Origin of the sequence: Alteromonas sp. 38 (assembly GCF_902506055.1) — a bacterium.
GTDB lineage: Bacteria > Pseudomonadota > Gammaproteobacteria > Enterobacterales > Alteromonadaceae > Alteromonas > Alteromonas lipotrueae.
In genome coordinates this window covers 2,142,677-2,163,088 of record NZ_LR733300.1, presented here as the reverse complement: position 1 = coordinate 2,163,088, position 20,412 = coordinate 2,142,677, and the positions used below count along the sequence as shown (strand labels likewise).

At 43.1% G+C, this 20,412-nt stretch carries 17 protein-coding genes and 1 tRNA gene; 13 read left to right on the top strand and 5 right to left on the bottom strand.

Going from position 1 to position 20,412, the window contains the following annotated elements; all coding sequences use genetic code 11:
- Positions 1–127: 127 nt before the first annotated feature.
- Positions 128–2,503: a Lon protease family protein gene (locus FLAVO9R_RS09345; protein ID WP_232370621.1), complete on the top strand. Its 2,376-nt coding sequence runs from the start codon at positions 128–130 to the stop codon at positions 2,501–2,503.
- A 32-nt stretch (positions 2,504–2,535) separates the two neighbouring features.
- Here FLAVO9R_RS09345 and FLAVO9R_RS09340 read toward each other — a convergent pair whose 3' ends face one another.
- Together FLAVO9R_RS09340 and yhbY are read right to left on the bottom strand one after the other, a co-directional pair.
- On the bottom strand, positions 2,536–3,366 hold the full coding sequence (locus FLAVO9R_RS09340) for a 3-hydroxyacyl-CoA dehydrogenase (RefSeq protein WP_220099938.1): 831 nt from the start codon (positions 3,364–3,366) through the stop codon (positions 2,536–2,538).
- A gap of 137 nt (positions 3,367–3,503) precedes the next feature.
- Complete coding sequence (gene yhbY, locus FLAVO9R_RS09335; protein ID WP_013784361.1) at positions 3,504–3,797, bottom strand: ribosome assembly RNA-binding protein YhbY; 294 nt, start codon at positions 3,795–3,797, stop codon at positions 3,504–3,506.
- A 95-nt stretch (positions 3,798–3,892) separates the two neighbouring features.
- Here yhbY and rlmE point away from each other — a divergent pair, with 95 nt between their 5' ends.
- The 9 genes from rlmE (at position 3,893) to FLAVO9R_RS09290 (ending at position 13,050) form a co-directional block, all read left to right on the top strand.
- Positions 3,893–4,522, top strand: a complete 630-nt coding sequence (gene rlmE, locus FLAVO9R_RS09330; RefSeq protein ID WP_159530719.1) for a 23S rRNA (uridine(2552)-2'-O)-methyltransferase RlmE — start codon at positions 3,893–3,895, stop codon at positions 4,520–4,522.
- A gap of 110 nt (positions 4,523–4,632) precedes the next feature.
- A complete protein-coding gene (ftsH, locus tag FLAVO9R_RS09325) occupies positions 4,633–6,579 on the top strand; it encodes an ATP-dependent zinc metalloprotease FtsH (protein ID WP_159530717.1) in 1,947 nt (648 codons plus the stop codon).
- Between the two features lie 116 nt (positions 6,580–6,695).
- The gene (gene folP, locus FLAVO9R_RS09320; protein ID WP_159530715.1) at positions 6,696–7,520 is read left to right on the top strand and encodes a dihydropteroate synthase; all 825 of its coding nucleotides are present in this window, start codon (positions 6,696–6,698) and stop codon (positions 7,518–7,520) included.
- 9 nt (positions 7,521–7,529) lie between these two features.
- Complete coding sequence (gene glmM / locus FLAVO9R_RS09315) at positions 7,530–8,873, top strand: phosphoglucosamine mutase (protein WP_159530713.1); 1,344 nt, start codon at positions 7,530–7,532, stop codon at positions 8,871–8,873.
- Between the two features lie 95 nt (positions 8,874–8,968).
- Positions 8,969–9,715 (top strand): triose-phosphate isomerase, encoded by a 747-nt coding sequence (gene tpiA, locus FLAVO9R_RS09310; protein ID WP_159530711.1) that lies wholly within the window; start codon positions 8,969–8,971, stop codon positions 9,713–9,715.
- Positions 9,716–9,725: 10 nt separating this feature from the next.
- Positions 9,726–10,199 (top strand): preprotein translocase subunit SecG, encoded by a 474-nt coding sequence (secG, locus tag FLAVO9R_RS09305; protein ID WP_159530709.1) that lies wholly within the window; start codon positions 9,726–9,728, stop codon positions 10,197–10,199.
- A 7-nt stretch (positions 10,200–10,206) separates the two neighbouring features.
- Positions 10,207–10,292, top strand: a tRNA-Leu gene (locus FLAVO9R_RS09300).
- A gap of 174 nt (positions 10,293–10,466) precedes the next feature.
- Positions 10,467–12,761 carry a bifunctional diguanylate cyclase/phosphodiesterase gene (locus FLAVO9R_RS09295; protein WP_159530707.1) on the top strand — a complete coding sequence of 765 codons (2,295 nt, stop codon included), beginning with the start codon at positions 10,467–10,469 and terminating at the stop codon, positions 12,759–12,761.
- Between the two features lie 130 nt (positions 12,762–12,891).
- Positions 12,892–13,050 (top strand): YqaE/Pmp3 family membrane protein, encoded by a 159-nt coding sequence (locus FLAVO9R_RS09290; protein WP_159530705.1) that lies wholly within the window; start codon positions 12,892–12,894, stop codon positions 13,048–13,050.
- Positions 13,051–13,147: 97 nt separating this feature from the next.
- On the opposite strand, the gene FLAVO9R_RS09285 is transcribed toward FLAVO9R_RS09290, so the two are convergent.
- Positions 13,148–13,591, bottom strand: a complete 444-nt coding sequence (locus FLAVO9R_RS09285; protein ID WP_159530703.1) for a hemerythrin domain-containing protein — start codon at positions 13,589–13,591, stop codon at positions 13,148–13,150.
- 189 nt (positions 13,592–13,780) lie between these two features.
- Positions 13,781–15,439, bottom strand: a complete 1,659-nt coding sequence (locus FLAVO9R_RS09280) for a diacylglycerol kinase family protein (protein ID WP_159530701.1) — start codon at positions 15,437–15,439, stop codon at positions 13,781–13,783.
- Positions 15,440–15,604: 165 nt separating this feature from the next.
- On the opposite strand from FLAVO9R_RS09280, the gene FLAVO9R_RS09275 reads away from it, so the two are divergent.
- On the top strand, positions 15,605–16,198 hold the full coding sequence (locus FLAVO9R_RS09275) for a DUF2878 domain-containing protein (protein ID WP_332310445.1): 594 nt from the start codon (positions 15,605–15,607) through the stop codon (positions 16,196–16,198).
- 68 nt (positions 16,199–16,266) lie between these two features.
- Here FLAVO9R_RS09275 and FLAVO9R_RS09270 read toward each other — a convergent pair whose 3' ends face one another.
- Positions 16,267–16,818, bottom strand: a complete 552-nt coding sequence (locus tag FLAVO9R_RS09270) for a hypothetical protein (RefSeq protein WP_159530697.1) — start codon at positions 16,816–16,818, stop codon at positions 16,267–16,269.
- A 603-nt stretch (positions 16,819–17,421) separates the two neighbouring features.
- Between FLAVO9R_RS09270 and FLAVO9R_RS09265 the strand changes: the two genes are divergently transcribed.
- The gene (locus FLAVO9R_RS09265) at positions 17,422–18,195 is read left to right on the top strand and encodes a DNA topoisomerase IB (protein WP_232370620.1); all 774 of its coding nucleotides are present in this window, start codon (positions 17,422–17,424) and stop codon (positions 18,193–18,195) included.
- A gap of 706 nt (positions 18,196–18,901) precedes the next feature.
- Positions 18,902–20,401, top strand: a complete 1,500-nt coding sequence (putP, locus tag FLAVO9R_RS09260) for a sodium/proline symporter PutP (RefSeq protein WP_159534533.1) — start codon at positions 18,902–18,904, stop codon at positions 20,399–20,401.
- Positions 20,402–20,412 lie beyond the last annotated feature (11 nt).

The window sequence follows — 20,412 nt, the reverse complement described above, 5'->3', positions numbered from 1 at the left end:
GTTAATTCATCGATTAGAGGCCCGAAACAGTGCTTTACGGCATAAGGGTTTGACACACTACTTAAATAGGGTTTCACTTACCCTAAAGCACAATAAATAGAACACTATGCCAGGCGAAAGCACCACTATGGCCCTAGATCCAATTGACCTAACCCCAACCATCAATCGAAAAGCAGTGAATGCTGCCTTAAAAGACGATGAAGCCCTAAATGCCACATTTATAGGGCAGGAGCGCGCGCGAGAAGCGTTAACCTTCGGTCTTGGCATTAACGCGAAAGGTTATAATCTTTATGTGATGGGTGAACCGGCTACGGGTCGCTTTACCTTGGTAAAAGATTACATTGAACGCCAAGTAGCCGTACTGCCTGCACCCGATGATTGGTGTTATATCAATAACTTTGATGAAGAGCGCGAGCCAGTAGCCCTTCGTTTTCCGCCTGGTGGCGGTAAAGCATTTCAAAAAGACATCACTAGCTTAATTGATGACGTGCTCGATACCTTTCCGGTGGCATTTGATAACCCGGGTTACCAGCGCCGTAGAACCAGCATATCCCGCGAATTCGATCAAAAATACGATAACGCCATTGATGCGGTAGAGCGTTTTGCAAAAGCCAATGAAGTGGCTATGAATGAAGACGGGGGCACTATCACGTTTTCACCTATTGTTGATGGTAAACCCATTAGCGATGCCGAATTTGCGACGGCTAGCGACGAAAAGCGCCAATTCTTTTACAACTTGATAGACGAGCTAGAAAATAGACTAAGTGAAAGTTTATTAAGTTTACCGTCGTGGAAGCGTGAAAACTCAGAGCGCTTGCGTGAGCTAGACAAGCAAACTGCCGAGCAAGGCATTAAGCCACTTCTAAAGGTACTAGAGCACAAATACGCGTCAGATTTAGGCATTTTAAAATACTTAAAGCAGCTTAAAACCGCACTTGTGAATGCTATTTTACTTATTTTAGCTGAAGAGCAAAAAGACGAAAAAAGTGATGATTTCGACAAACGCTTATTCTTAGAAGAGCAATTTCTGCCTAATGTATTGGTTGCGAATCGTCTAGATGACTCTGCGCCAGTAATCTATGAGCCAAACCCAACTTATCAAAACCTGTTCGGGAAAATTGAATACACTAATATTCATGGCAGTGTTTACACTAATTACAGAATGATCCGCCCTGGCGCATTACATCGTGCCAATGGCGGTTATTTGCTGCTTGATGTAGACCAGTTAATTGAACAGCCCTATGTGTGGGATACCCTTAAGCTGGCGGCGAAATCTGGTAGTTTGAAAATGGATTTACCACAGCAAGATGTAGGTATGGTAAATGCGATTACCCTAAACCCTCAACCTATCGATTTGAACGTAAAGATAGTGCTGTTGGGGTCGCGAGACTTGTATTACACCTTGCAAGATTACGATGATGAATTCGATGAGCTGTTTCGTGTGTTGGTCGATTTCGATTTAGAAATTCAGGTGACTCGACAAGCTTTGTTCGATTTTGTGGGCAAAGTGCGCAAACACATTTTAGCGCTTAACTTAACCGGTATTACCGCGAATGCTATGTGCCGGTTAGTCGAATATTCACTACGCATGGCTGAACACCAAGAAAAGCTTTCAGCACATTTTGCTGAAGTGATTGAGTTGGTGAATGAAGCCCATTATTTTTGCGTAAAGTCAGGTAGTGAAACCCTAGAACTTGACCATTTGCGCACCGCGCTTAGTGCTAAAAAACGGCGAACAGGGCGCGTAAGCCAAACCCTACTTAATGATATTAAAGAAGGGCATGTGCTTATTGCTACCGATGGTAAAGCCATAGGAAAAGTGAATGGACTTACGGTGCTAGATATTGGCGATACCTCCTTTGGTACGCCTGCGCGCATTACCTCTACGGTATTTGCTGGCGCAAGTGGTGTCGTTGATATTGAACGTGAAGTAGAGCTTGGCCAACCGATTCACTCAAAAGGCGTGATGCTATTAACAGGGTATTTAGGTTATAAATACGCTCAGCACTTCCCGCTAACCTTATCGGCTAATATTGCGTTGGAGCAATCGTACGGACACATCGATGGTGATAGTGCGTCATTAGGTGAGTTGGTGGCGTTAATTTCTGCGTTAACCGAAATTCCATGCGTACAAACCCTTGCCATCACAGGCTCTATAAATCAATACGGTGAAGTGCAAGCGGTGGGTGGGGTGAATGAAAAAATTGAAGGCTTCTTCGACTTATGTCAGCACCGCGGCTTAACTGGTACACAAGGTGTGGTCATTCCTAAATCGAATGCGATTAACTTGGTGTTAGATGCCACTGTCATTGATGCGGTGAAAAAAGGCTTGTTCCACATTCATACTGTAGAAACGGTAGATGATGCCTTGGCCGTATTAATGGGGCAGGACGCCGGTACATTAAGTAGCCGAGGTCGTTACCCCAAAAACACCATCAACTATCATGCGGTGAATCGTTTATATAATATTGCACTCATGGTTAACGGTGGCGATGGTGAATAATGCTAGTGAATTAGTCGCGTGTTAGTACAGTTTTACTTGGGCGGCATTCTTAAGCCGCCGTCTAAGCGAATGGTTTCACCGTTTAAATAGTTATTTTCGGCAATATGCAGCACCAATTTACCGAACTCTTCAGGCAAACCTAAGCGTTTGGGAAACTGCACGTTAGCAGAAAGGGCGTCTTGTACCTTTTCTGGCATGGCAAGCAACATGGGGGTTCCCATTACCCCAGGAGCGATGGTGTTTACGCGAATACCCAGTGGGGCAAGATCTCTCGCCATAGGTAGTGTCAGTGCAATAATGCCGCCCTTACTAGCTGCATAAGCGGTTTGTCCTATTTGCCCCTCATAGCCTGCTACAGAGGCAGTATTGATAATAACACCACGTTCGCCTTCCTCATTTAGTGGTGCTTGCTTCGCCATTGCTGCGGCCACAAGACGAGCTACATTGAAGCTGCCCACCAAATTTATATCAATCGTGTTTTGAAAATCACCTAAAGGGACTGGGTTACCATCTCGGTCTAGCAAACGTTTTGCAGGGGCAATGCCAGCGCAGTTTATGCATAATGAAAGCGTGGAAAAGCGAGAAAGGCACTTATCAATAGCATGGGTAATATCATCTTCGCTTCTTACGTCAACCTTAATAAACAAGGTATGTTCAGCACCGAGTTCCTCAACGCGTTGCTTACCCATTTCTTCATTAAGATCGAGTAAACATACATTGGCACCGGCAGCACGAAGGGCAATAGCGGTAGCATGACCTAGACCGGAGCATCCACCGGTGACTATTGCGGTTCGCTTTTCAAGCGGTTTTTGTTGTATATAGGGAGTATGAAGCGAGTTGGGAATAGGCTTTGTTTCTGTCATAGGGTTTCCGTGTAGGTTCCGTATTATTTTTTGTTAATTTATGTCCACAACGACATTATCATGTTTATTAACATAATATTAACGGCAATACGGTACGAAAACTATGGTGCCGGCAAAAACCGACACCATGGTATGACTTATTTTGGCAACTGAATTTTACGCTCTTCACTCGGACGGTAAAGAATAAGCGTGTGTCCAATTACTTGTAGCTTTTCTGATTTCGTTTCGCGAACAATCGCATCCATGATGAGTGATTTTTCTTCACGATCATCAGTAGGAACTTTAACTTTAATCAGTTCATGGAAATTTAATGCGTTGTCGATTTCCGCAACAACACCTTCAGTTAGGCCGTTTGAACCTAGCTGTACGATAGGCTTTAGCGGGTGCGCTAGGCCTTTTAAAAATTGTTTCTGTTTATTTGAAAGTTTCATGTAGTCAATTTTCTTACAATTAATCTATAAATTTAAGCTTGAATTAACGTATTCTAACGCCATCTTCTCTACAATCCTAATGACAATGTATTGGAATGACAAAAAAGAAGCACTCTGCCAGCAGTAAACGCTGGTTAACAGAACATTTTAACGACCATTATGTGCAAAAAGCACAGAAGCAGGGTAAGCGTTCGCGCGCCTTCTTCAAATTGGAAGAAATTCAGCAAAAAGACAAACTTATCAGCACAGGTAACACAGTAGTGGACCTTGGTGCTGCGCCAGGAGGCTGGTCTCAACTGGCTTCTGAACTGGTAGGAGACAACGGGCAAGTTATCGCATGCGATATTTTACCGATGGATTCTATTGTTGGCGTTGATTTTTTGCAGGGTGACTTCAGAGATGAAGCTGTTTTAAATGCGTTATTGAACAGAATTGGTGGGAACACCGTAGATATAGTGTTGTCTGATATGGCACCGAACCTGTCTGGAAATGCAGCAGTAGACCAAGCTGGCTCGATGTACTTGTGTGAACTGGCACTCGATATGTGTCATCAAGTACTGAAACCAGGTGGCAGTTTTGTTATTAAAGTCTTCCAAGGGGAGGGTTTTGATACTTACCTACGTGCATTACGTGACGCGTTCACAACCATAAAAACACGTAAGCCAGACTCATCGCGTTCACGGTCTCGTGAAGTGTATTTGGTGGCTCTTGGGTACAAAGTGTAGTACGCTTTGAGTAAGCGATTTTCGTTGCGAAAGTTTATGTGTGTAAGGGAAGCACTCGTGGTTTTATCTTTCACAAGTATATTCTTTCGGATTTTTAGAGGTTAGTAGCATTGAGCGATATGGCAAAAAATTTAATCTTATGGTTGGTTATCGCCGTTGTGTTGATGTCTGTTTTTCAGAGCTTTTCACCTGGTGAATCGTCGAAAACACAGACCGACTACACAACTTTTTTAAGAGAAGCTGAGCAGGGTAACATCCGTGAAGTTCGCATTAATAATAGCGGCGAAATTCGTGGTACCCGACGTTCAGGCGAAACATTTCAAACGTACGTACCGTATTTTGATGACAAGTTAGTTTCTGACTTGGTCAAAAACGATGTACGCGTTTACGGTGAGCCGCCAGAAGAACAATCATTTCTCACATCTATTTTCATTTCTTGGTTCCCAATGCTTCTGCTTATTGGTGTATGGATTTTCTTCATGCGTCAAATGCAAGGTGGTGGTGGTCGCGGCGCAATGTCTTTCGGCAAAAGCAAAGCTCGCCTATTAGGTGAAGACCAAATCAAAACCACCTTTGCTGATGTTGCAGGTTGTGACGAAGCAAAAGAAGATGTGTCTGAATTGGTAGATTTCTTACGCGACCCATCTAAGTTCCAAAAATTAGGCGGTAAAATTCCTAAAGGCGTACTGATGGTAGGTCCTCCTGGAACGGGTAAAACATTGCTTGCCAAAGCGATTGCAGGTGAAGCAAAAGTGCCATTCTTTACCATTTCAGGTTCAGATTTTGTTGAAATGTTTGTGGGTGTAGGTGCATCGCGTGTTCGTGACATGTTCGAACAAGCGAAAAAAGCCGCTCCTTGTATCATTTTCATCGATGAGATTGATGCGGTAGGTCGTCAACGTGGCGCAGGTTTAGGTGGTGGTCACGACGAACGTGAACAAACACTTAACCAGATGTTGGTTGAAATGGATGGGTTTGAAGGTCATGAAGGCATTATTGTTATTGCCGCGACTAACCGTCCAGACGTACTAGACCCTGCATTGTTGCGTCCAGGTCGCTTTGACCGTCAAGTGGTTGTTGGTTTACCTGACATCCGTGGTCGTGAGCAGATTCTTAAAGTTCACATGCGCAAAGTGCCTGTGGCCGATAACGTGGAAGCAAGTGTTATTGCCCGTGGTACACCAGGTTTTTCCGGTGCCGACTTAGCTAACTTAGTTAACGAAGCTGCGTTATTCGCTGCACGTGGTAACAAGCGTTTAGTGGCGATGGAAGAGTTTGAGAAAGCGAAAGACAAGATCATGATGGGCTCTGAGCGTAAGTCAATGGTGATGACTGAAGCTGAAAAAGAGATGACGGCATATCATGAAGCGGGTCACGCCATCGTAGGTCGTTTAGTGCCAGAGCACGATCCGGTTTATAAAGTGTCTATCATTCCTCGTGGTCGTGCATTGGGTGTAACCATGTACTTGCCAGAGCAAGATCGTGTGAGCCATTCTAAGCAACACCTTGAGAGCATGATTTCAAGTTTGTTTGGTGGTCGTATTGCTGAGCAAGTGATTTACGGCGACGACAAGGTCACCACTGGTGCCTCTAACGATATTGAACGTGCTACTGAGATTGCTCGTAAGATGGTAACGCAATGGGGGCTTTCTACTAAGATGGGTCCAATGCTTTATGCTGAAGACGAAGGCGAAGTGTTCTTAGGCAAATCAATGTCTAAAGCCTCTAGCATGTCTGATGATACTGCTCGCGCAATCGATGCAGAGATTAAATCACTCATCGACAGCAACTATGATAGAGCGCACAATATTCTAGAAGAGAACATCGATATTCTGCATTCAATGAAAGACGCACTGATGAAGTACGAAACGATTGATGCAAAACAAATTGATGATCTTATGGCGCGCACTGAGGTTCGTCCTCCTTCAGACTGGGATGATCGTCGTCCTTCTGATGGCGACAAACCAAGTGGCGGTAAGCCTGCTCGCGAAGGCGAGATTACTAACGATGGCGTAGATAAGCCGTCGGTTGGTAAACCAGGTGACTTACCTAGCTAGAAATTGATACAACGTTAATAAAACGCCAGTCTTTCTGGCGTTTTTTATTTGTGCAGTGATAATTTTGAACGATCAATACCACGCCGAGTTGGCAGATTGAATTTAAGAGTAAATAAATGCAGTTTTCCTCCCACAAATTAGACTTATCCCGCCCACAGGTTATGGGCATTTTGAATGTCACACCGGACTCCTTTTCTGATGGCGGCAAGCATGCGCTTTTAGAAAATGCGGTAAGACATGCTGAAAAAATGCTGTCTCAAGGTGCCACGCTAATAGATGTAGGTGGTGAGTCGACACGACCAGGCGCCGCGCCGGTTTCTCTTGAAGAAGAGCTAGACCGTGTTATTCCGGTTATTGAAACATTGCGCGCAAATACAGACTGCATTATTTCAGTAGATACCAGTAAAGCTGAGGTAATGACGCAAGCGGTTAGCGCTGGAGCAGGGCTCATTAACGATGTAAGAGCCTTGCAAGAACCTGGCGCTCTGAAGGCCGCGGCAAACGCGAATGTGCCAGTGTGTTTAATGCATATGCAAGGCCAGCCTAAAGATATGCAGCAGCAGCCTCATTACAAAGACGTTGTGGCTGACGTTAAACAATTTTTATTAGCAAGAGCATCAGATTGCATTGAAGCTGGCATTAAAAAAGACCAAATTTTGTTCGACCCTGGCTATGGCTTTGGGAAATCCCTTGAACATAATTATGCATTGGTTAAACATCTTCCAAGTATACTCGCACTAGGCTATCCGGTGTTGGTAGGGATGTCTCGTAAATCTATGATTGGCAATTTGTTAAATAGAAATGTGGATGAACGCTTGGCGGGAAGTATTACCCTCGCTACAATTGCAGCACAGCAAGGTGCGCATATTATCCGCGTTCACGATGTACAGGAAACAACGGACGCAGTTAACATTGTTAATATGCTAACAACAATAGAATAAGGAACCTTCATGGGGCAGCGTAAATATTTCGGCACTGATGGCATACGCGGTAAAGTTGGCGAAAGTAATATTAATCCCGAATTTGCAATTAAGCTTGGTTGGGCAGCAGGAAAAGTGCTTGCCGGGCGAGGTACCAATAAAGTACTAATTGGCAAAGATACTCGTATATCAGGCTACATGCTAGAGTCTTCTTTAGAAGCGGGCTTATCAGCTGCTGGTATTGATAGCGGTTTACTAGGCCCCATGCCTACACCCGCAATTGCCTATTTAACGAAAACATTCCGCTCTGAAGCCGGTATTGTGATTAGTGCTTCACATAATCCTTATTATGATAATGGTATTAAGTTCTTCTCGGCAGACGGTTTCAAACTCGACGATGATATTGAACTAGCTATAGAAGATATGCTTGATAAACCAATGACATGTGTTGCCTCTGATAAGCTAGGGAAAGCAACCAGAATTAACGATGCTGCAGGCCGCTATATTGAATTTTGTAAAGGTACTTTCCCTTCAGATTTGTCTCTCACCGGATTAAAGATAGTCGTAGATTGTGCCCATGGTGCCACTTACCATATTGCGCCGAATGTATTGCGTGAGCTGGGTGCTACGGTGATTGAAATTGGTACGGCGCCAAATGGTTTAAATATCAATGAAGGTGTTGGCGCCACTTCGATGGATGCGATAGTGGAGAAGGTAAAAGAAACGAATGCTCACCTTGGTTTCGCCTTAGACGGTGACGGCGACCGTATTATGATGGTTGATCATTTAGGCAATGTGATAGATGGCGACCAAATTGTATATATGATTGCCCGCGATGCACTTAAAAATGGCCGCATGCAAGGCGGTGTTGTAGGTACATTGATGAGTAACCTTGGGTTAGAAATTGCCTTTAGCAAGCTAGGCGTTCCTTTTGCACGAAGTAAAGTAGGGGATCGCTATGTAATGGAAATGCTTCAGCAAAAAGGCTGGGCAATTGGCGGCGAGAACTCGGGTCATATACTGAATTTGGCAACGTCTTCTACCGGCGACGGCATTATTGCAGGCTTACAAGTTATCGCTGCAATGTTGCGCTCAGACTTAGATTTACATGATTTAAGTAATGGCTTTGATATGTATCCTCAGTGCTTAGTCAACGTGCGTTATCAAGATGCTAGTCAAGATTATCTAGCGCATGCTGATGTGCAAGGTGCTAAAGAAGAAGCAGAAGCTTCATTGGGCAAGAAGGGCCGCGTTTTATTACGTAAAAGCGGAACTGAACCCCTTATTCGCGTTATGGTAGAGTCTGATAACGAAGGGCATTCTTCCAAGTGGGCAGAGCATATTGCTGAAACTGTTCGTAAAGTCGCCAATTAGTTGGCAGAACTGGATATTTCGCGTTTTATACTTGTATATTTTTACTGAAATCGTTAATATCACGCCCGCTTTAAGACAGGGCTAAGGTCTGCATTGTGAATAACAATAAAAGAAAGCCGCTGGTAGCGGGCAATTGGAAAATGAACGGTAATCGTTCTCTGGTCACTACGTTCAACGATGCATTTGAGAATAATGCGGTTGATAATGTTGATGTAGTTATTTGTCCTCCTGCTCTATATCTTTCAGCATTTTCTACTCAAGCCTTTGCGTTGGGTGGACAAGATGTCAGTCATCTTGATAATGGCGCTCACACAGGTGACCTTTCTGCTGACATGTTGAGTGAACTTGGTTGTAAGTACGCCATAGTAGGGCACTCAGAAAGAAGAGACGACCACGGAGAAAGCAATAGCTTAGTGGCCGAGAAAGCAAAGAAATCAATTGCAAGTGGATTGACCCCTATCATTTGTGTGGGTGAGTCACTTGATATTAGAGAAAGTGGTCAGGTTGAGTCTTTCATTGGCGAACAACTTGACGCATTAGTTAACGGTTTATCTGTTGAAGAGCTTTCTAAATCAGTACTTGCTTATGAGCCTGTTTGGGCCATAGGTACTGGAAAGACAGCTTCACCTGAACAAGCGCAAGACGTACATGAATTTATTCGTGGATACTTTGCAAAAGTAGACGCAGAGCTTGCTCAAGGGTTACGAATTTTATACGGCGGCAGTGTTAAAGCAGATAATGCTAAAACATTGTTTGCACAACAAGACGTAGATGGTGGCCTCATTGGCGGCGCCAGCTTAAAGACAGAAGATTTTATTTCAATTTGCCAAGCGGCAAACTGACGAGGTAATTATGGTTTACGAAGTGCTACTGGTAGCATATTTAATTGTTGCATTGCTGTTGATTGGTTTTGTTCTTATTCAACAGGGTAAAGGTGCAGATATGGGCGCTTCTTTTGGTAGCGGCGGCTCAAATACAGTATTTGGTTCAGGTGGTTCTGGTAACTTCATGACTCGCACTACAGCCATTCTCGCTGGTTTGTTTTTCTTTATCAGCCTTACGTTAGGCGCGATGACAGCGAACCGCGAAAGTGCAGTAGATGAGTGGGATAATTTGGAAGTACCAGCGGCTGTTGAAGCCCCGGTTCAAGCGCCAGCTGATATGGACGTTCCTGTTATGGATACGCCTGCGAAAGACGCAGCAACGTCGAATGATATCCCAATGGGTGACGCTCCTAACGCTGAGGCTCCCAACGCTGAGGCTCCTCAGGCTGAAGTTACTGAGGAAGACGTACCTAAGCCTGACGATTCAGACGTACCTAACTAAGATTTTTGCGGAAGTGGTGGAATTGGTAGACACGCCATCTTGAGGGGGTGGTGAGCATAGCTCGTGCGGGTTCAAGTCCCGCTTTCCGCACCAACTTTAAAAACCGGCTTTTAGCCGGTTTTTTTGTGTTTCTAATTTTTTTATAAAATGAACAATTACGCCAACCTCGCGACTATTAGTCTTGCGGTAATTGGGCTATGCTACTAGCTGAATTAGAAAAAGTGAATGTACGTATTATGTATAAAACGGTGCGCTGGGAGCGGTAGGTTGCAAATATCACTTCGACAAAGTCTTTTTAGAACGCTTCTTGGCGGAATTTTTATAGCCTCACTCCTCATTGTTGCAGGGGTTTGGAAGTCAGCCAACAACTTGGTTAAACAAAATATCAGCCAAGATATTGCTGTTACCGAAAAGGTGCTGCATAGGCTAATTGAAGACCGCCAAGCTATCATTAAAAGCGTCTCCAACGTACTTCTTCGTTCTTATGATTTTCGCCAAGCCGTGGGGACCTCAGATTTACCCTCTATACAAACTGCGTTAGAAAGTTACGCGTCGCGAATTAATTCCGATGTGATTGCATTAGTGAATTTAGATCACACTATTGTCGCTTCTCACAGTGCCCTTTTTACACCGGGTGAAACCTTAGAAGCCAGCACTGCACTTGTTGCAAAAGGCTACGAAAACGGTTTTTTCCTCATTGATGACTCATTAATACAGTTAAATCTCTATAAAGTAGAAATTCCGACATTACGTTATTACATGATCATCGGTGTGGAGTTTGATGAAACATTACTACAAGAACTAAGAAATCTTGTTGATGCTGAAATTATTATCACCAATGTTAGTGACAATACGCCGATTGCGTCAACGCTTTCGCCTGCGCAAGTAGAGTCAGTTTTAACGGGTGATCCCACACCATCTTGGGTCGATGTAACTTTCAAGCAGAAAAATACCTACATAAGTCGTGAAGTTAGCTTAGTGTCGATGTCGGCGCTTCCTGTACGCATTACTATAGCTGTAGATGTATCAGACGCCTTCCACGCGTTTACCGACATCCAATTAAGTATTTTAGTGTTAACCCTAATTGCAGTTTTGGTGGCGTTGGGGTTCTCAATGCTACTGGCTCGAAATGTCAGCAGTTCCGTTTCTAACCTTGTCAAAGCAGTCAATAGGGTAGCTGGCGGTGAATATGGCGCTACACTAGACAAACCATCAAAGTTACGTGAAATAAGTGAACTCGCATCGGCAGTGGATAGCATGCAAGAGAGCATTCAACACCGAGAAAAGCATATTCGGTATCAAGCGCAACATGATGTGCTAACAGGTTTGTTCAATCGAAATTACGTTGAAGGTTATTTTGATGGAAAAATGTCTGAGAATGTAAATTTGCAGGTTGTTGCTATCACGATTATTGGCTTTAGAACGACCAACGACCTTTATGGGTATTCAAATGGAGACAACACGCTCAAGGCACTTGCTACGCGTTTACTTCGCTGGCCTGGCACATCTGCACGTTTAGCCGGGGGAGAAATTCTCTATATTTCCGATACGGCGTTAGATGAAAATCAACTAGAAACGTTGAAACATATTTTAGAGCAGCCCGTCGAGAGTAACCTAATCTCTATCCCTGTCAAAGTGGCGATGGCAGTGGTGTCTTGCCCTCAAGATGCCACCAACTCAGAAGAACTATTTCGTAAAGTTAATATTGTTACCGATGAAGCTATTCACTCTAATGCATGGTGTGTTCATTATCGCCCCGAGCTTGAGGCTAAGTACGTTAGGCGTTTAACCATTACCACCGAGCTTAAGCGTGCGCTTTCTAGCAATCAAAGTGAGCTTTCTATGGTGTATCAACCCAAAATTGATCTCAGTACGATGAAAGTATGCAGCATGGAAGCGCTGATAAGATGGAATAACGCGACGCTTGGTTTCGTACCCCCAGATGAATTTATTACCATCGCTGAGCAGGCTGCACTAATCGAACAAGTCACAACTTGGGTTATGCAGCAAACGATTACTGATTTGTCCTACTTTAGGCAAAAAGGCTATGGCTTTACAGTAGCCATGAATCTATCAACCCAAGATATTCAAAATAAGCCGTTACTCGATAAACTGGTTTCTTTACTCACCGATGCAGCTCTCTCGCCTGATGCCCTAGAGCTAGAAATCACAGAAAGTGATTTGGTAGCCGATGCTTCACTTGCCATTGAAAACCTGAACGCATTGACGAGCAGGGGATTCCATTTTGCCATCGATGACTTTGGTACTGGCTACTCATCGCTCGCGTATTTGAAAAATTTGCCTGTCGATACTATCAAAATTGATAAAAGCTTTATTTTGTCTTTAGCGACCGACGACAACGATAAGCAAATCGTGCATACCGTGCTGGGATTAGCTGCTGCCTTCGACTTAAAAGTGGTAGCTGAAGGTGTAGAAGACGAGATGTCGCTAAATATTTTGAAAGAGTGGGGCTGTGATATTGCGCAGGGCTACTTCATTAGCCGGCCATTGGCTAAGCATGCGCTAGAAGAATGGTTAGAAAATTCACCTTTAGGCGAATAGACGTGTGCCAGTAAATTCCTTATTGTTGGCAGTATATATGCATTATAAAAGCAAAGCCTGCTCAAAAACTTAAAATACCGCAGTTAGAGTGGGTGAACTGTGAAATTACTTCAAAAACAAGGATATTATTATGGACATTATTCGCATTATACTTTCAATCTTACTGCCTCCTTTAGGTGTGTTCTTACAAGTTGGTATTGGCGCTCAGTTTTGGATAAACATCCTTTTAACGTTGTTAGGCTACTTCCCTGGTGTTATCCACGCCGTGTACATTATCGCTAAACGATAGTTTATTTTACTAACTTTTAGTAAAACCAAGCATGAAAAGAAAGGCCAGTCTATGACTGGCCTTTTTCGTATCGTTATGATTTGAGTAACACTTGAGCCTAAAGAGGCGCAAGTTCTTTTGCCATTTCCTCTTGGTAAGCATCGGCAAGTTTATTCTTCTGAGAATCGTTAAGAAGTCGACCAGCCACCTGGAAAAACTCTTGCTCTTCATCAGCAAGGTGATGCTCAACTTTTTCCTGAAGCGATTTCAAGTGACGTAGCCATCCTGGTGAGTCCATTTTAGTCTCATCCAGTTTTTCGATTAGCTCATCAATTTCGTGATGTTCTGCAATACCGTGACGGGTTAACTCTACGGCGTCATCCTTTTTAAGGAGGGGAGAATAAAAATGGCGCTCCTCCGCAATGGCATGACTTTCGAGCTGATTTTTAAGCTCTTGGTAATACTCTCGGCGTGCAGCCGTGTCTCCACTGGTCTCAGCGAGAATTTTAAGTAACAATCTTTGTTTCTCATGATCTTGGCGTAACGCTTCGAAAATCTTCATCGGTAATCCCTCAACTAGTTGTACTAAAATGTGGCGTAAAAAGCACGTTAACCAATGCGAGAAGCGTTCCACTATATTGCGTTCACTAAGTCACTGTAAGTAAAGCTTTTAGCGGCTGATTATCGTTTCAATACATAAGCAGCCGCTTAATTAATGCATTTCTTACATAGCGTTTGCGGTAATCTTTACTTATCGTTTTTCTGTCGTGAATTGACTGTTATTTTGCGCATGGTCTATGCCCGTTAATACTCGGAGACTCGCGGGGTGTGTGGTGATACTGATTTCACTTGCGCTGAATATCTCACCATCAACCGCGTAAGATATTTCCTCGTCAAAATAAAGGGATATCGATGGGGACTGTTTATGCCTGATACTGTCTGAACTGGTTTTGTAATCTTCAGGACCAAAGACGAGCTCTGCCAAAGAGAGTAATTGACGGTCAGATGAATCTTGTGGGGTTAGCCACGTGATATCTAATTTACCATCAGTCACATCTGGTAAGTCTCCGCCTTGCGCGAGTGCGGTGGTAATTGGCGCAGCATTGGCGATCACTAAGCTTGGTGTTTCTAAGTGCTGGGCTTCTTCATCATTAAACTTTACCTGAAGACCAAGGTTTTCGTTTTTGCCAATGGCCTCCCAAAGCCCCTTAAGGTAGGCAAATTGTCCACCAGAGTCTTTTTCTCCTCGTCCTGCGGCAGATATCATATGCTCTTCAAACCCGACAGCCGCAACCAGTAACATCATTCTGCCATTACACTGGGCAGTATCAATATCTGCAGTTTTACCGTTAATAATGACGTCACACGCTGTGCTGATGGGAACAATTTTGCTAGCATAACCATGAAGTACCTGACAAAGGGCATTGGCCGTACCAAGGGGAATAACCCCTAGTGTTACATTCTTATCGGTGAGGGCATTCGCCACCTCAGTAATGGTACCATCGCCACCACAAGCTACGATAATTTGTGCCCCATCGCCTAAGGCTTCTTTAGCCAAGGCTTCACCGTTTATTTCTTCTGTTGTTTCTTTAACGGTGACTTTAAATTTTTCGTTCAATCTTGCCAGAATGTCGGCCTTTTCAACTTCCCATTTACCCCCGCCAGCAACAGGGTTGGCAATGAGGGTAAGGCGCTTAGTTAATGACAAGCTTCCACCATTCTTTATTTTTTCCAGTGCCGCTAACTGATGTTTATTTAGCCTTGCTGTCGTTCGAACCGATTGAATCTTGTCCATCGCATCTAGAATTGATAACGAGGGCTCTCTCGCTAAAAGGTAGGCGGCTAGCACTAGTACAGAACGCCCTCGACCAAGTGCACAATGCACTACGACATTTTTACCTTCAACGAGTTGTTGATCTAACCAGTTAATTGCAAGTGTAAGTTGTTCTTGGGTGGGGCTGGTATGGTCAAGAACAGGAATGTTTAAATAATCAAAATCCAATTGATAGGCTGTCCAATCTAAGCCATCGAATTCGGCGGTAACGTCTAAAATAGCGTTAATATTGTTGTTTTTCAGCATATCCACATGTTGAGAAGACATGCGACAACCTAAATAGAGTTGGTCATCTATTCTTTGGAAGGGAGGAACCTTGTCGGTACGCCTTGCATACTCATTGTACAACCAGCTTCCCAGTAAAAATGGAACGAAGACCCACCGAATATAAATAGGGATTGAACCATCTTCACGTTTTCTGAACAATGCAGGATAGTTAAGCAAGTAGGCGCTACTAACTGCAATAAGTGAAAAACTGATCCAAGCAAAGATGACAGAGAGCCATAGTGTTGGGCTAAACCAGGTTAGCACTAGTGCTAAGATTGCGCCGAGTACATAATATTTAACCATCTTCATACTGTTCACATTTCCTTTGTTCAAAGATTTAATTAACTTATACAGTGGTTCCGCTTTTTTTGTTTATTACTAATATGCATCTATGTAGGTAGAATGAAATTAAACATCAAAAATTACGTTTTATTAAAACTTTACAAGTGAACTGGCTGACAAACAGTACCGTAAATGTTCCATCTGACTTTCAACTGCAGTATTCACATTCATAAACGGGCGAATTCAATGTCGAACAGTTTCATTATCAAATTGGTTAACTTTCTATGGTTTCAAACCATTTGGTGGTTAGTGGTTTTATACCAAAGTACTTTTTTGGTTTTGGTTTTGGGTTTACTGATCGCGTGGCTTGTTTACTCACCATTGCGAAAGTCAGATGGTAAAATAATGATAGCAGTTTTATTACTAGGTACAGTGGTTGACTCACTACTGATGTTGACAGGGGTATTTAGCTTTGAGCGTGGGGCTTGGTTTAGCGGTGGTGCATCTCATTGGATAGTACCCATTTGGCTGGTGTGCCTATGGGCAGCACTAGGGGGCTCAATACAACACAGTTTGAGTGTATTTGCTAACAAGCCATGGCTAGCAATGATCGGCGGTGCGGTTTTCGCCCCGTTAAGTTACTTTGGTGGCCAGAAGTTTGGGGCTGTTAACTTCGGATACTCACCGCTAATTACGCTGTTTATTTTGACTCTTGTATGGGGCGTAGTATTTCCGGTGTGTTTTTTACTGGCGAAAAAGTTATCGGCTCACGATGAGCAAGATTAAGTAAGTCTAGCAACTCCCTTTAACTTACGTTATAAGGGAGTAAGCTGCTAATTTGGGTTCAAGAGATACTAGCGTACCGCTTCGACCACATTCTTGCTTCGCGAATGTAAAAACGATGCAATGTCAGACGCCGATTGGCTCTTTTTCAAGTTAATAACCACAGCCACATGATTTCTTCGTATAGCATGCCTAACAGCTTGCACTATTTCTGTACGGTCTGGGCGCAGGCCAACTAAACCTGCTACAAATAAACCAGTAAAGATGCCTGGGCTTATTAACGCGATGTAAGTAAATAGTGGGTTTTGCTTCGTTAGTTCAGGGCCGAACGAAACCAAAAGAAATGCTCCTAGCATGCCTACAAGAAAGCCTACACCACCAAGCACTAAGTGGGAGTGCCACAAATTTTTGCCTATGCTTCTGCTCTCTCGTTCTAACTTCTCACTTATTTCAGTATCGCTTCCGTCGATGAAAGACACTTGGTCAGTACTGATATCAGTTGAATTTGCCAGTTGTTGAATGGTTTTTTTTGCCATCAATTTGTCTTCAAATATGGCAGCAACTTGAATTTGGTCATTTGGCGCTAGAGATGCGCGAAGATTTTCATGATTAGCAGTTTGCATAACTTCTCCGATAAACCCGGTCAATTTATACCTAAGCGGTACCCTTCAACGTTTTTGCCAAAGGCGGGTAAATTCATAACTATTAAGCGAATTTACAAATATTCATTGATAACCATTCAAAATGCGTTCCGCTGGCGGGTTAAACTTTAGTCCACATGCTTTCGAAGCGCTCTATTTTTATGTAAGATGTTGAATTTCATCGTTAATATTGGTTTTTTGATAAGGTTGGCTTAACTTTGTGTCGATAATACTTACCCTAGGTCTATAGATAACATTTTCGCTATGTTACATATTTACTCACAGTATGAAAATTTGTCTCAGTCTGTGAATTTAGCTTTCAGCGGTTGTCTTACTGCTTACTAATATGATGGCGCCAAATCATTAACCCAATGTAAAATTACATCGATAACCTAATGAATGTAATAGAAAATAATTTTTAATCGAATCAATTGCCTCGCAACGGGCCATGGCTTTTGGCTGGTGCGTCAACACGCACGTAACTTGCATCTCCGTTTGCATTCAAAATAGCGATTTTAAGTTACCACACTGTTAAGCAGCCTTGATGTAAGTTTGCGGTACACATTATTTTAGAAGGGAGCTGACGTGACCATAGGGCAAGTCGTTGATGGGAGTATGCGTCATCCACACCTTACAATTAAGCGCATTGCTTGTGGTAAAGGTGCCTATTATCGTTACACCAGCGGTCGTAAGGTTGAAGGGCAACGTGTGCTGCGTAGAATCAAATCACTCGCCATTCCTCCTAACTGGAAAAGTGTCACTATCAGTCGCGACCCTAAAGCAAGTATTCAAGCGATTGGCCTAGATGCTAAAGGGCGAAAACAATACCTCTATCATCCTGATTGGCATAAACAGCAACAAGTAGAAAAATTCAAACGTTTGACTTTATTTGGTCAGAAGGTACCTGAGTTTAGAGAATTTTGCAGGGCACTCGTTAGTGGCGAGCAGTGGACAATAGAGCGAGCGTCAGCCTTGGTGTGCCTGTTATTAGATTACACCGGCGTAAGAATTGGCAATGCTCAGTACAGTAAAGAAAATAACACCTATGGCTTAACTACGCTTCGTCGTAAACATGTTCAAGAAGCAACGCTTGAAAAGGTGTCTCTTGAATATTCTGGTAAACACAGTAAGCGACGCACCATTACTATCGACGATCCTTTATTGGCATCCTTAGTGTGTGAATGTACTCAGCTTCAAGGTTACAGCTTATTTAGGTATCAATTATCTGATGGCTCTTGGTGTGATATTCATAGTGAAGACGTGAATGACTTTATTCACGCGCACTTGGGTGAAAGCTTCAGTTGTAAAGATTTTTCGAACCTGGGCGGCCAGTCGATTTGCACTGCAAAGCTTCCCTGACGTTGAAAGGTATTTGCGAGAAGGGCGTAACCGTAAATGGCCTAACTCGTTGAGTTCACATGTGTCAAAAATGCTGGGAAATACCCCTTCCGTTTGTAGACAGTATTACATTCACCCGAAATTATATTCTGTGTTTGATGAGAAAAATACGTTTGAAAATTTATTAAAGACACTCCAGCAGTTTAATCAGGAAATTTGCGATCCTATTGAACGAGAATTAAGCACTGAAAAGCTTTTGTTGTCGATTATTTCATCTGAGTGACAACTAGATTAACTTTTAATAATAAATGTTTCTATTGATGCTAATAGTGTACTGGTTGAACGACGTAGAGTACAAAATATTGCGTTTCACGGAACCGCATGGTTGCATTAAAGTTGCTTTAAATCAGTGCCTTGTAGGCAGTTTTGAAAGAGGTAATGTATGTGGAACCTTTTTGGTTATATTCACGCAGCAAATAGGCTTCATAACAAATTGACTACTATTTAAACTTGAAATCACACCAGTGATACTTATATAATTAGAACTCTAATCATTATTGTTCAATTTAAATGTTTGATTCTGAGTTTGGCATAAGGCTAAAGTCGGAAACAAATGATGCGTGTTATTCAAGCCTTCAAACCTTGTATAGCACTTCGATGGAATGCAATGTCCTTCGAACATCTGAATGATGTAATTTTAACTAACATAGGAGAGCAATCTCACATTATGCCAATTGAAAGTTATATATCGCTGGCAATTTATTTTCTAGCGATGTTGGGTATAGGTCTTTTTGCATATCGTCAATCTACTAGTGATATTTCTGGTTACATTCTAGGTGGTAGGAAGGTTAGCCCTCAAGTTACTGCACTATCAGCAGGTGCTTCTGATATGTCAGGTTGGATGTTAATGGGATTGCCAGGGGCAATGTTCTTAACCGGGTTCGACGCAGTTTATATTGCTATTGGTCTTGTCGCAGGGGCATTAGCAAATTATATATTGGTTGCACCTAAGCTTCGTGTTTACACCGAAGTCGCAGATGATTCCTTAACCGTGCCGGAATTCTTCGCAAAGCGCTTCGACAACCCTAAAGCAAACGTACGCATCGTTTCAGCTGTCATCATTGTCTTATTTTTTACTTTATATACGTCTGCAGGGCTTGTAGCCGGCGGAAAGCTTTTTGAAAGCGCGTTCTCAGTTGATTATCAGCTTGGGCTGTTTATCACATTGGGCGTTGTCGTTTCATACACCTTATTGGGTGGATTCTTAGCGGTTAGCCTTACCGATTTTGTGCAAGGTTGCATCATGTTTATTGCCCTTGTTCTCGTGCCGGTTGTGGCCTTTACCGAGTTTAATGGTGTAAACCAAATGACGGCTGCTGCGTATGAATCAGTACCGAATTTTACTGAGTCATGGGGTGCACTCACTCTTGTGGGCTTGCTTTCAAGCCTTGGGTGGGGCCTTGGCTACTTTGGTCAGCCTCACATTATTGTAAGGTTTATGGCTATTCGCGATGTTAAATCGGTGAGCACCGCACGAAATATTGGTATGTCTTGGATGCTAGTTACTATACTTGGAGCATTAGCAACGGGTTTTGTAGGGATAGCCTATGCAAATCAATTCAATTTAAGCGTGGACGACGCTGAGACTATTTTCATCGTTTTTTCTCAGTTGCTATTTCACCCGCTTATTAGTGGCTTTTTAATGGCTGCTATTTTAGCTGCCATTATGAGTACTATTTCGTCTCAGTTATTGGTATCGGCTAGTTCGTTAACCGAAGACATTTATCGAGTTGTAGCGAAAAAAGACATCAGCGAAAAAGAGACAGTGACCATCGGAAGAGTTGCTGTAGCGGGCGTTGCCATAGTGGCATTGCTATTGGCGATGGACTCGTCGAACTCCATTCTTTCGTTAGTGAGTAATGCATGGGCTGGCTTTGGTGCCGCATTTGGCCCGTTGGTATTGTTCAGCTTATACAAAAAGGATTTAACACAGAATGCGGCATTAGCCGGCATTATTAGTGGTGCAGTAACTGTCCTATTTTGGATATACGCACCCGTGTTGGCTGACGGTAAAACGTTAAGCAGTGTTATTTATGAAATTATTCCTGGTTTTGCGGTAAGCACCGCAACCCTTTGGTTGGTATCGCGCGCAGGTGCTGCGCCGTCTGAAAATGTTCAGCGCTTATTTAAAGCCACTAACCAGCAATTAGCAGATCAACAATCTTAAGGTGAATGAAA